Below are 13569 nucleotides of genomic sequence, written 5' to 3'. Positions count from 1 at the left end.
AAAAATAAATTATTGGTGGACAACGAACTTCTATGTTTCCATAATTGGGGTGTTTGTTGGACTTTCATTGTTTTTTCTGGCGACACTTACAAACTTTAGAGAAACTGTATTAGTAAATATTGACGGACAAGAAATGATAAAACAAGTTCCCAACTCCACCCTTATATACATTGGTTGGATATTGACAACATTTTCTATTTTACACTCTTTTCCACCAAGGCAGATGATTGAAAAAATAAAAACGCTTACTCAACGTGTGTTTAAGAGTTCATTTTTCTCCTAATTTTGTTTTCAATGGCCAGTTGATTAATATGAACTGTAGAGTTGAAAATTAATCGATTATTAAGAAGCTGAAGTAATTTATGGATTAGTTTATTTAAAAGAAATAAATGATTCGGAATTAATGGATATATACTAAAAACGCTGCGTCCGGATATGGGGCAGCGTTTCTAGTTATATAAGTACCAGTTGTAAATAAACAGATAGAAATTCTTTTTTGGCTATATCTCTAACTACTTATTTGCGGATGTATTGTTCTTTTGAATTATGATACCCCTGCAATTTATTTAATGATTACTCAAAAGTTCTAAGTAAGGCAATCTCCTCTTTCCAGAGTGATTCGTCGGGAGTTTCGAGGACAATTGGCATGTTGTCAAATCGAGGGTCTTTCATGAAACGTTGGAAAAACTCCAGTCCGATGAATCCTTTTCCAATGTTGTCGTGACGGTCTACTCGTGTGCCGAGTGCTTTCTTGGAATCGTTCAGGTGAATGGCTTTCAGATAGCTGAATCCCACTGTTTCGTCAAAGTCCCTGAATATTTTTTCATAATTTTCTTCATCCAGAAAATCATAGCCGGCTGTGAATGTGTGGCATGTGTCGAGACATACTCCAACGCGATCTTTATCTTCTACACGGTCGATGATGTATTTTAAGTGCCAGAACTCATTTCCCATATTGGTACCTTGTCCGGCAGTATTCTCGATAACTGCGGTTACTCCTTGGGTTTTATCCAGAGCCATATTAATGGATTCTGCAATTCTGTTGAGGCACTCTTCCGGAGATATTTTACTCAGGTGACTGCCCGGATGAAAGTTAAGCAATTTTAATCCCAACTGTTCGCAGCGTTGCATTTCGTCCAGAAAGGCAGCCCGGCTTTTCTGCAGACCTTCTTCTTCGGGATGTCCCAGATTGATGAGGTAGCTGTCGTGGGGCAATATGTATTCTGACTTCAGATTGTATTTCTCGCAATTTTCTTTAAACAGTTTAATGTTATCCGCTGTTAGGGGTTTTGAAACCCATTGCCGTTGGTTTTTGGTGAAAAGGGCAAAAGCATTTGCTCCGATTTCGTGTGCATTTACCGGCGCGAATTCAACTCCGCCTGATGCACTTACATGTGCTCCAATATATTTCATATACAATAAATTTATTTATTAATCCTAAGATATGCCGTTCTAGACAGAAAGCAGACCTTAATGAACCAAAGATAGCAATAAATTGATTAATTGCATGTGGGGTGGAAGATTTGTTGCATCAAATATGAAAAATTATTCACGAATATTTTTTAGCAGGACTATGATATCTACAAAAAAATGCGGGCAAAGATTCCGTCTTCAATGACGAGACTCCTTGTCCGCAAAATATTCGTAAAGTGCCTTAATTATGCAAGACTACCTATTTTTTCAAGATTTTCGGCAATGGCTTCATCGGTAAGTGTGTAGTTTACCAAGTCTCCTGAGAAATATTTGTCGTATGAAGACATATCAATCAGACCATGGCCAGAGAGGTTAAAGAGGATAACTTTCTCTTCGCCTGTCTCCTTGCATTTGTTGGCTTCAATAATGGCAGCTGCAATTGCGTGACAAGATTCGGGAGCCGGAATAATACCTTCCGCTTGTGCAAATACAACGCCGGCGTTGAATGTGTCGAGTTGTTTCAAATCGATAGCTTCCATTAATCCGTCTTTCATCAATTGAGAAACGATAGTTCCCGCACCGTGGTAACGAAGACCACCGGCATGAATATTGGCCGGGGTAAAGTTGTGTCCCAGAGTGAACATAGGCAGTAGGGGTGTGTATCCTGATTCGTCGCCAAAGTCATACTGGAACTTACCTCTTGTCAGTTTTGGACATGAAGCAGGCTCTGCAGCGATGAATCTGGTTTTTTTGCCATCAAGAATATTGTGACGCATGAATGGGAATGAGATTCCTCCAAAGTTTGAACCTCCTCCGAAGCAACCAATTACAATATCGGGATATTCACCTGCCATCTGCATTTGTTTTTCTGCTTCCAGACCGATTACTGTCTGATGCAGAGAAACCTGGTTAAGTACCGAACCAAGAACATATTTACAGTTTGGAGTTGTGGTTGCCAGTTCGATAGCTTCGGAAATAGCAGTTCCAAGTGAACCAGGATGGTTTGGGTATTTGGTCAGAATATCTTTTCCGGCACGGGTAGACATGGATGGAGATGCAGTTACCTGTGCTCCGAATGTTTGCATGATGGAACGGCGATATGGTTTCTGTTCATAGCTGATCTTTACCATGTATACTGCCAATTCCAGTCCGAATGCTTTTGCGGCGTAGGAAAGTGCTGCTCCCCATTGTCCAGCACCGGTTTCTGTTGTAATGTTAGTAACTCCCTCTTTTTTGCAATAGTATGCCTGTGCAAGAGCAGAATTTAATTTATGTGATCCCACCGGACTGACACTTTCATTCTTAAAGTAGATGTGAGCTGGTGTTCCGAGTGCTTTTTCCAATCCGTAAGCGCGTACAAGAGGAGTACTGCGGTAATTCTTGTATAACTCACGAACCTCTTCGGGTATTTCAATCCATGCGTCTGTTTGATTCAGCTCCTGCTTAGATAGTTCTTCTGCAAAAATCGGATATAAATCTTCAGCCTTCATAGGTTGTTTGGTTCCCGGATGAAGAAGAGGCAGTGGTTTATTTACCATATCTGCCTGAATGTTGTACCAGTAGTGTGGAATTTCTTCTTCAGGAAGTATGAATTTTTTTGTTTTGTTGCTCATAATGTCTATATTATTAGTTTTATTGCTTACAAAATTACATATTTATTTTGTATTTGCCGAATATATGTTGTGTATTTTGTTGTTTTATTTAAGTTTGAACTTTGCCATGTATGTTGTTCCGAAGAAGTTGAGTGAAAAGCATTATTGTTAATTAAATATCGTTTCTTCTTTCAGTTTTGTCAATATCAGGTTAATTTAATAGTCATATTTAAAAGAATGCTATATGTGATATACTTTCCGGAATAATGAGTTGATGGACTTTTCTGTAAACTTATTTAATAAAATATTATTCCGATTTTATTTGTATAAATAATGTGTTTTTTGTTCCTTTGATGATTATGTACATAATAAAACGAAAGCATTTATTTTCTGCTGTGTTCAAGCTTCTGGTTTGTTAGCATAGAATTCTACATTTCTTTATTTTACTCATCAGGGGCCATACCGAAGGGTAGTGAAAAGAGGATTTAATCGATAAGCTGGAAGGAGATAGTAGATAAGAAGATAAGAGATAAAAATGAATCAATAACTGAAATAGAATTCAATAACTTAAATTCTTGCTGATTATGTTGAAGAGAACGTATCTTTTATTTGTAATGCAGCTCTTTGTTGCAATTGCATATTCCCAGATTCCTTCTGGCTATTATAATAATGCCGAAGGAAAAAGTAATTCCTCCTTGAAGACTGCACTTTATCTAATTATAAAAGATCATGTGCAACGTACGTATACTAATTTGTGGACCGATTTTCAAACGACGGACAAACGGACCGATGGGAAAGTGTGGGATATGTATTCATCAACTTCCAACTTTACTTTTGTTACAGATCAAGACACAGGTAGTGGTGGTACAGTGGAAGGAGATAAGTATAACCGGGAGCACTCTTTTCCTAATAGCTGGTTTGGTGGGGTTCAATCATCACCTATGTATACTGACTTATTCCATATGTATCCAGCGGACAAACTGGTGAATAATAAACGGGGTAATTATCCTTTTGGCGAAACTGCTGGTGAGATATACCAGTCGAATAGCGGATTCAGCAAATTGGGTAATTCTACTTTCCCAGGTTATAGTGGTGTTGTCTTTGAACCTGCTGATGAATACAAAGGTGATTTTGCCAGAAGTTATTTATATATGGCCACCTGTTATGAAGATAAAATTGCTTCATGGAATTATACCGGGACTGTAATGCTTAATCAGACAAGCTATCCATGTTTTCAGAATTGGGCAATTAATCTGCTGCTAAAATGGCACCGCCAGGATCCGGTTAGTGAGAAAGAGATAAATCGTAACAACGCCGTTTATACAATCCAAAAAAACAGAAATCCTTTTATTGATAATCCCTTATTTGTAGAATATATCTGGGGGGATAGGATGGATCAGATTTATACAGGAATTGATGCTGGCGCAGAAGTGACAGCGGTAAGAGCTTGGTCTAGCGAAAAAGGAGTAATGATAACTTCACCTGAAAAAGCAGTTGTTTGTGTCTATAGAATTGATGGAACTTTGATTGCATCAGAACAAATCCAGGATCAAGGTGAACTCTCTTTTGCTGAACATGGAATGTTTCTTGTTAAAGTGTTAACTGACAAATGTAAATTAACCTTTAAAATAAGCAAGTAGGTCAGTCTTTATTTTGTAGTAAGTCAAAATTGTAAAATAAATATTGTATTATATTAATTTAATTAATGATAAACTTTTCTTTTATTTAACTGTTAATTTATTATTAATAAGGGGGTTGGTTGTAACAAAAGAGAATAATTTGTTAAAATGATGTAAAGAACCGGATATAATCACTATCTTTGCGACGACTTAATATTTTAGAGAAATTGAATGCAGTGCCATGAAGCAAAAGAGTTATATTTTTCTTATATTTATTGCAGTTATAGGACTATCTGCATGTTCATCCTATAAAAGTGTACCTTACTTGCAGCAATCTGAGAAACTAACAGAAAATGATTATGCAAAGAGTGCTGTTTTGTATGATGCATCGATCATGCCGAAGGATTTGCTAACTATCACGGTAAGTACAATCACAAATCCTGAAGATGCATATCCTTTTAATCTCACAGTGCCATCTCCGGTTTCAGTAATCAAGAACAATATTACGACTCAACCGGCTATGCAAACCTATTTGGTTGATAATGAAGGAAGAGTGAATTTCCCTGTTTTAGGATTAGTGAAGCTCGGTGGATTAACAAAAACCGGAGCAGAAAGTCTGCTGAAAAGTAAGTTGAAAGAGTATTTAAAGGAAGAACCAATAGTAACAGTTCGTTTGGTTAACTACAAAATATCAGTATTGGGAGAAGTAACCCGTCCGAACACTTATACGGTTGAAAACGAAAAGATCAACATATTTGAGGCTCTGGCTTTAGCTGGCGACCTTACAGTATATGGAAAAAGAGATAATGTGAAGATTATCCGTGAGATGGAAGACGGGCAGAAACGAGTTGTAGTACTTAGCCTAAATGATAAAAACATTATTTTTTCACCCTATTTTTATCTGCAACAAAATGATATAGTTTATGTACAGCCAAATAAAGCCAAAGCTCAAGGCTCAGAAATTGGTTCAATGACAGGTATTCTGATATCGACCACATCCATACTTGTTTCGTTAGCCGGTTTAATGGTTACCATCCTTAAATGATAAGAAGTCTATTTTTAATTTAACGAATAATATGTCTGAAGAAATTAATAAAGTTGGTGAGGAAAACCAATCAGAAGAAATTAATATACAAGAATTGATTTTTAAATATCTGTCCTATTGGAAATGGTTTGTAGTTTCTATAATTGTCTGTTTGGCCGGAGCTTTTGTTTATTTAAGATTTACCACGCCAGTTTATAATGTATCTGCTGCACTTATTATCAGAGATGATAAAAAAGGAGGAAATGGTACCAGCGAAATGGCTGTTTTTGAAGGCATGGGCTTATTGGGCGGATCTAATAATATAGATAATGAAATTGAAATATTAAAATCAAAATCTACCATAAAGTCTGTAGTTAATGCTTTAGGATTGCATACATCATACAAACTGGAAGGCTCGATTTCATCGTCCGATCTGTATGGTAGAAGCCCGATTGAGGTTAAAATGGATCCGGCTGTGCTCGATACTTTGTCTGGCAATATTGTTTTGAAAATGACCATGAATCAGGACAAGAGCCTGAAAGTTGAAGGAACGGTAAATAAAGAGATAGTAAATAAAACATTATATAATCTTCCGGCATTACTAAGAACTTCCGTTGGTGATCTGACAGTTGCATATCGTCCTAATGTACCAATGCTTAATGGTGTGATTCAGGTTACAATTAACAGGCCTATTCGGGTAGCAAAATATTATCTGAATAACCTGGCTGTGGCTCCAACTTCTAAGACAACATCGGTGGTGAATGTTTCTTTGTCCGAAACGAATCGCAAACGTGGAGAAGATTTCCTGAGCAAGTTAGTTGATGTATACAACCAGGATGCAATGGAAGATAAGAATAAAGTAGCGATGAACACGAAGCTCTTTATTGATGATCGTATCGCCATTATTGATAAAGAACTGGGCTCTGCTGAAAAAACAGTTGAAAATTATAAGAGAAGCCAGAGGCTGACAGATATTCAGACTGATGTTCAGATGTATCTTCAGAACAGTAATGAATATGAAAGAAAGATGGTTGAGACTGAAACACAGCTCAACTTGGTAGATTATCTCCAGAAGCATATAAATAACAGATCAAATAAATACGCCCTCATTCCAAGTAATGTTGGATTAAGTGATCCAACTCTGGTTGCAACCATCAGTGAATATAACAAAACCGTACTGGAACGTGAACGGTTGTTGCGTACTGCATCAGAAAGTAACCCGACGGTAGTAGGCCTGAATGGGAAAATCGATGCTTTGAAAGGAAATATTGCTACTGCAATTAATAGTGTTCACAATGGATTGATGATAACTAAAAGAGATGTAAATCGCCAGGCAAGACTGTATGGAGGACATATTTCAAATGCACCTACTCAGGAACGTGAATTTATTGAACTTTCACGCCAGCAACAAATCAAAGCTAATTTGTTCGAGATGCTGCTCAAGAAGAGAGAAGAAAACTCGCTTTCACTCGCGGCGAGTGCGAACAGTGCTAAAATGATTGATGCTCCTTTGGCTTCAGATGCACCTGTTTCTCCGAAAAGTTCAATTATCTACTTGGTAGCTTTTGTTCTTGGAGTAGTAATACCTGTAGTACTTATTTATATCACAGACTTATTCCAGTATCGAATCAGTTCGCGTGCTGATGTTGATAAACTGTCTAGATTGCCAATATTGGGTGAAATTCCGGAACATGAATTTGAAAGTAACGTGGTTGTTAAGGAAAACGATAACTCGTCTATTACTGAAGCATTCCGTGCCTTAAGAACAAATCTTCTGTTTATGTTGGGAGTAGATAAAAAGGTTATCTTGTTTACATCTACACAAGGTGGTGAAGGTAAAAGCTTTGTTAGTATCAATGCTGCAATTAGCTTGGCACTTCTGAATAAAAAGGTATTGATTGTAGGTCTGGATATTAGAAAACCAAGAATGGCTGAGTATCTCAAACTGAATGCAAAGAATGGTATCACAAATTATTTATCAGGCTTCGAGAAAGATCTGGATAGCTTGGTGATTCCTTCAGGCATCCATCCAAACTTGTATGCTTTACCTGCAGGACCTGTACCACCAAATCCTTCGGAGCAATTGGTGAAAGAGACATTAGACAGCGCATTTGAAAAGTTCCGTGAAGAATTTGATTATGTGATAGTGGATTCGGCACCTATCGGAATTGTTTCTGATACTTTAATCCTTAATCGTGTAGTAGATTCAACCGTATATGTTTGTCGTATGAAATACACCAACAAAACAGCGTTGAAATATGCAAATGATATTATGGACCAGAAAAAGCTGATTAATATGTCTCTTTTGATTAATGGTGTAGAAACTGGTAAAAAAGGTTATGGCTACGGTTACGGCTATGGTTATGGCTATGGTTACGGTTATGGTTATGGCTATAACGAAGAAGAAAAGAATAATAAGAAGACACGTAGACGTAAAAAGTCTGCTGACGAAGATTAATTCATATCATCTGATATTATCGGAAATAAAATAGGGTTCCGTAACTGAATATTAGGCTGTCGGAACTGTTAAAATAAATTCCCCTTATTTAAACTTCTTCACTGAAGAGCTAAATAAGGGGAATTTTATTGAATAACTGAGTCGTCTCAATGTAGTATGAGGCGGAGGGATGATTCTCAGCTTTTACATCTGTTTGTAATCCTTAGCCAGTCCGCCTTCACTTGTTTCTTTATATAGAGACGGTAAATCGTGTCCGGTTTGCTTCATTACCAGTACCACTTTATCGAATGATACACGATGAATGCCATCGGTAAAGGTTGAAAAGATATTTGCATCAAGTGCACGTGCTGCCGCATAGGCGTTTCGTTCAATACATGGAATTTGTACCAAACCACATACAGGATCGCATGTCAATCCCAAGTGATGCTCGAGTCCCATTTCTGCTGCATATTCAATTTGTGCCGGACTTCCGCCGAACAGCTGGTTGGCAGCGGCTGATGCCATGGCGCAGGCAACGCCAACTTCTCCTTGACAACCAACTTCTGCTCCGGAGATGGAAGCGTTTGTTTTTACGATATTGCCAATTAAACCAGCAGTTGCCAAGGCACGTAAGATTCTTGCATCGCTGAACTCCCTGCTTTCTTGCAGATGATAAAGTACAGCCGGAACTACACCGCATGAGCCGCATGTAGGAGCTGTGACGATCTTTCCGCCCGATGCATTTTCTTCACTGACTGCAAGCGCATAAGCAAACACCAGTCCTCTTGAACGCAGTGACTGTTTATAGCCGTTTGAACGAATGTAATAAGAAGCTGCTTTTCTACGAAGATTTAATGGACCGGGCAGAACGCCTTCCTGTTCAAGTCCACGCCTGATAGACTCTTTCATTGTTTCCCAAACAACAGCCAAATAATCCCATATATCGTCGTCTTCACATTCCTGAACATACTCCCAATAACATTTCCCGTTTTTTTCGCACCAGTCAAGAATTTCCTGCATTGTGTTCATCTGGTAGATTTCTCTGTTATCTCCTCCAATTTGTCCACCTTCTTCTTCGGCAAGTGCTCCTCCACCGATACTATATACAGTCCAGCTTTCCTGTTCAGCTCCCTCTTTATCGATTGCTTCGAAAGTCATTCCGTTAGGGTGAAACGGAAGAAATATCTTGGGTTGCCAAATGATTTCCACTTTGGCATGAGACTCAAGAACCTCGATAATTGCTGCATCGGTAAAGTGCCCTTTGCCGGTTGCCGCAAGACTTCCATAAAGTGTTACCTTGAATGATGCTGCTTCAGGATGACGCGCCAGGAATAGCTCGGCAGCCTTTTTCGGACCCATGGTGTGACTACTTGAAGGACCGTTTCCTATCCGGTATAATTCCTTGATTGATTTCATAAAGTTATCCTTGTGATTTTATTGATTTAATACCATTTCTTTTTCTTAAAAAACCAGTAGCCGATAAAGCCGACTATTATCATGATTAACCAGGCTGTGAGGTATCCATATTTCCAATCCAGTTCAGGCATTATTTTAAAATTCATTCCCCATACGCCCACGAGAAAGGTCAGCGGGATGAAGATAGTGGAGACAACCGTCAGTCGCTTCATAATATCGTTCATCCGTAAATCATTATTGGAAATGTAAAGGTCTACCAGAGACGAGAGTGTTTCACGGCAAATTTCTATTGTCTGCAGCACAAACTGTAGGTGGTCGTTTACATCATAAAAGTATGCCCGGTTTGATTTGTGAAGCAGTTTGCTGTCACTTAATAGTAGTCTGCTAAACTGTTCCTTGAGTGGTAATACTGCCCGTTTAACTCGCATATATTGCCGGCGGCTGGTTTGAATATTGATGCCGATATCTGTGGCGGAAGTGATTGTAAGCAGGCGTGATTCCATCTCTTCGAGTGATTCCTCAACAGCTGTAATGATATTACGGTAATTAGCCATCACATCGTTAAGTAAAACGCTGAGCAGGTAATCGCTTTCCTTGCTTCTTATCTTTAAAATGTTGTTTTGGATAGCAGTTATCACGTCATCAAACAGAGAACCGTCGTTCTCAAGGAAAGTGAGTATGAAATTTTTCCCCTGAATAATGCTTAACTGCTGTTTTATCAGCTGGTTATTTTTTTCAGCCTGAAACAGTTTAAGAACCAGTACATGATGATTCTCATGCTCTTCAATTTTTGTAGGATGATGTGGATTGAGGATATCTTGTATAGTTAAAAAGTTAATGTTGTAATAGTCACCAATTTCACGAATGATGTCTATGTTCTGCATTCCGTTTACCTGTATCCAGTTTATCCTGTCATTCTGAATATTTCCACGAATGTCACTGAAATTGAAACCGGAGAACTCATTTACTTCACTTTCATTATAGGAACAAAGATGCAAATGAGTAGGAGTGGTGCTTACCCCTGTATAGGTCAGTTTTTCACTTAATAAGTTATTCTTCATATCTATCCTTTCCCTTTTTGCAAACTACTAAACAAAAGTAATAGTTTTAATTGATTGGGCAAGAATTATCTCATCTTTGTTTTGTATATTCTTCCATGATATATTTATTTTATCCTGTACAGAAGAATTAATTCTTTTGTACAAAACATTGCATTCTTCTGTACAAAAGAATGCAATGTTTTGTACAAGGGAATTCGAATTAATGGCGATGTTTTTTAAAATTATCTCCATCAATGCAAAGTTTTAGGCGATTGATTGAGTATGAAGCGGTTTTTTACAGATGGATTTCGGTAAAATTGATACCTACATCAGGCATATTTTTGTCAGCAGACTGAGAAAGACGAGCTGCATCTTTCTCAGTTATAACTTTGTGCCGGGTGTGTGATTGACGGTGCAATAGCCTTTGTTGAAATTAACCGGATATCGGTTGGACCGGATTTTCTCTACAGTGGGTTTTATTCCAAGTCGACAACTGTAATTCCGGCGCCGCCAAACTGAACATGCTCGTCCTGGAAATGAGCTACCCCTCTCACCGTTTGCAGATATTGCCGGATAAGCTGACGGAGAATGCCCGTTCCAGTACCATGAAGAATACGTACCCTGTTCATGCCTACCAGAATAGCATCGTCAATGAAGTAAGTGACAGCCTGCAACGCTTCGTCGCCACGCATACCCCGCACGTCGAGGTCTTGCTTGAAGTGCAGCTTCTTTTCGTACATTTCATCCTGTGTCTGCGTGCTGACGAACGAACTTTTCTTTTCCTCCTTTTGAGGTTGTTGTGTGGTGCGTTCCAGTCGGTCGAGTTTGATTTGTGTTTTAATCATGCCAAAAGCCACAATTGCATTCTTTCCGCTGACTTCCAGCAATTCACCCACCGAGGTCTGTCCTTTGATTTTCACGAAACAACCCGGAGTAAGCGGAATGGTTTTCACCTCTTTCTGCGGAGTTGTTTTTTCCGGCGTAGTCTTTTTTTCCTTTTTGCGATTTTGCTTATCACGCAGCTTCTCCATCTTGCGGGCAATCTTCTCCTCGTACTCTTTAGAGCCCAGTTCATCGATTGATTCCTTAAAGTCGCTCAGTTCCTTGCGTACCAGACGGGTTTTTTCTTTTTCCGCCTGCGCCTCTTTAATCTGGCGAATTGTATTTTCAATCTTAGCATTCGATTCCGTGAGCAATCGTTCCGCATCTTCCTTCGCCTTGCGGATAATTTCTTTACGGGAGCTGTTCAGTTCCTCAATCTCCTTCTGATAACGGGCAATGGTATCTTCCATCTGTTTCTCCCGTTGGCGGATGTTTTGGCGTTTGTTCTCCCAGTACCGCTTGTCGCGCACAATGTCCTGCAGATACTTATCCGCATTGATGTATTCGCTTCCCACAATCTGCGAAGCATCTGCGATTACCTCTTCCGGAAGTCCTATTTTTCGTGCAATCTCCACAGCAAAAGAGCTTCCCGGATTGCCTATCTGCAGCTGGAAAAGCGCCTGCATATGGTGTCGGTCGTAAAGCATGGCTCCGTTAACCACCCCTTCATTATCTTCAGCAAAGTGCTTCAGGTTCTGATAGTGTGTGGTAATTACCCCGAAGGTTTCTTTCTCGTTGAAACGTTTCAGTACAGATTCGGCAATGGCACCGCCAATTTGCGGTTCAGTTCCACCACCAAACTCATCAATCAGGATGAGGCTCTTGCTGTTGCAGCTTTTCATCATGTTTTTCATGTTCAGCAGATGAGAGCTGTAAGTACTTAAATCGTCCTCAATTGATTGCTCATCGCCGATATCAATGAAGATGCTGCTGAATATGCCCGCACGGCTTCGTTCGTGAAGCGGAATTGGCATGCCACATTGCAGCATGTATTGCAGCAAACCTACGGTTTTCAGGCAAACCGACTTACCTCCGGCATTCGGACCCGATATAATAAGTATGCGTTGTTTCTTGTTTAATTCAATCTCCAGTGGCACCACCTTTTTGCCATGCTTAGCCAGTGACAGCTGCAAAAGAGGGTGAACCGCAAAGGTCCAGTCTATTACCTGCTTATCTTCCAAGGCTGGTTGTATGGCGTTGATTTGTATTGAGAAGTGAGCTTTGGCGCGAATGAAATCAATCTCTGCCAGGAATTCGTAACTTTGCAGAATCTCGGGTACAGAAGGACGCAGTAAGTTGGTAAACTCAATCAGGATACGAATAATTTCTCTACGCTCTTCCCCTTCCAGCTCCCGTATTCGGTTGTTGGCTTCTACTACTTCGGCAGGTTCGATGAAGACGGTTTTTCCGCTCGCCGATTCGTCATGTACAATACCTTTGATTTTGCGTTTTAAAGCCGGAGCCACGGGAATCACCAGGCGACCGTCGCGCATGGTGGGCGTTACATCCTTATCCACATATCCCTCGCTTTGAGCATTGCGAAGAATTGAGTTCAGGCTGCGAGAGATGCCGCCCATTGTGTTGCTTAACTCCCTTCGGATGCGAGCCAACTCGGGAGAGGCGTTGTCTTTTATCTTTCCATACTTGTTCAGAATCTGCTCAATCTTGCCGATGAGCTGCGGAAATACAGCAATGTCTCCCGCCAGATTTTTCAGGTGAGGGTAGGGTACTCCCTTTTCCTCATCGCCATCGCGTTCCAGAAAACGGACGATATCGCGGATTGTCTCCAATGAACGACGAAGATCGAACACCTCCTGCTCGTCCAGATAGGTTCCTTCAATGCGGATTTTCTTCAACGAAGGCCGAACATCGAAGAAATATTGGTCGGGAAATTCGTCTTCCTCCTGAATAATACGGATAAACTCCGTTACACGGCACAATTGTTCTTCAATCTCAGCAAAATGGTCGGAAAAGCACATGCTGTCAACACGTTCTTCGCCTAATGAGCTTAAACATTTGGCTTTCAGTAAATCACGAATGGTGTCGAATCCAATCTTCTGTTCAAAGTTATGGGGGTATATCATCTACGGTATCTTGAATAATTCTTTGGCAAAAATACAACTATATCTCCGTACAGCCAAAAAAA

At 39.7% G+C, this 13569-nt stretch carries 8 protein-coding genes; 3 read left to right on the top strand and 5 right to left on the bottom strand.

The window, feature by feature from the left end:
* Positions 1-573: 573 nt before the first annotated feature.
* Entirely contained in the window at positions 574-1413 is an 840-nt protein-coding gene (nfo, locus tag ABWU87_RS07175; RefSeq protein ID WP_353334304.1) for a deoxyribonuclease IV, read from the bottom strand.
* 245 nt (positions 1414-1658) lie between these two features.
* Positions 1659-3026, bottom strand: coding sequence for a TrpB-like pyridoxal phosphate-dependent enzyme (locus tag ABWU87_RS07170; protein ID WP_353334303.1), 1368 nt, complete (start codon positions 3024-3026; stop codon positions 1659-1661).
* A 563-nt stretch (positions 3027-3589) separates the two neighbouring features.
* Here ABWU87_RS07170 and ABWU87_RS07165 point away from each other — a divergent pair.
* From ABWU87_RS07165 to ABWU87_RS07155, 3 genes are all read left to right on the top strand, one after another.
* Positions 3590-4645, top strand: coding sequence for an HNH endonuclease signature motif containing protein (locus ABWU87_RS07165; protein WP_353334302.1), 1056 nt, complete (start codon positions 3590-3592; stop codon positions 4643-4645).
* A 220-nt stretch (positions 4646-4865) separates the two neighbouring features.
* Positions 4866-5669, top strand: coding sequence for a polysaccharide biosynthesis/export family protein (locus tag ABWU87_RS07160; protein WP_353334301.1), 804 nt, complete (start codon positions 4866-4868; stop codon positions 5667-5669).
* A 31-nt stretch (positions 5670-5700) separates the two neighbouring features.
* Positions 5701-8106 carry a GumC family protein gene (locus tag ABWU87_RS07155; RefSeq protein ID WP_353334300.1) on the top strand — a complete coding sequence of 802 codons (2406 nt, stop codon included), beginning with the start codon at positions 5701-5703 and terminating at the stop codon, positions 8104-8106.
* Between the two features lie 183 nt (positions 8107-8289).
* On the opposite strand, the gene ABWU87_RS07150 is transcribed toward ABWU87_RS07155, so the two are convergent.
* From ABWU87_RS07150 to ABWU87_RS07140, 3 genes are all read right to left on the bottom strand, one after another.
* Positions 8290-9501, bottom strand: a complete 1212-nt coding sequence (locus ABWU87_RS07150) for an L-serine ammonia-lyase (protein WP_353334299.1) — start codon at positions 9499-9501, stop codon at positions 8290-8292.
* Between the two features lie 26 nt (positions 9502-9527).
* Positions 9528-10562 carry a magnesium/cobalt transporter CorA gene (corA, locus tag ABWU87_RS07145; protein WP_353334298.1) on the bottom strand — a complete coding sequence of 345 codons (1035 nt, stop codon included), beginning with the start codon at positions 10560-10562 and terminating at the stop codon, positions 9528-9530.
* Between the two features lie 455 nt (positions 10563-11017).
* Positions 11018-13507 carry an endonuclease MutS2 gene (locus ABWU87_RS07140; protein WP_353334297.1) on the bottom strand — a complete coding sequence of 830 codons (2490 nt, stop codon included), beginning with the start codon at positions 13505-13507 and terminating at the stop codon, positions 11018-11020.
* Positions 13508-13569 lie beyond the last annotated feature (62 nt).

Origin of the sequence: Bacteroides sedimenti (assembly GCF_040365225.1) — a bacterium.
GTDB classification, from domain to species: domain Bacteria; phylum Bacteroidota; class Bacteroidia; order Bacteroidales; family Bacteroidaceae; genus Bacteroides; species Bacteroides sedimenti.
Note: the sequence above shows the minus strand (reverse complement) of the source record. Positions and strands in the feature narration are given on the sequence as shown.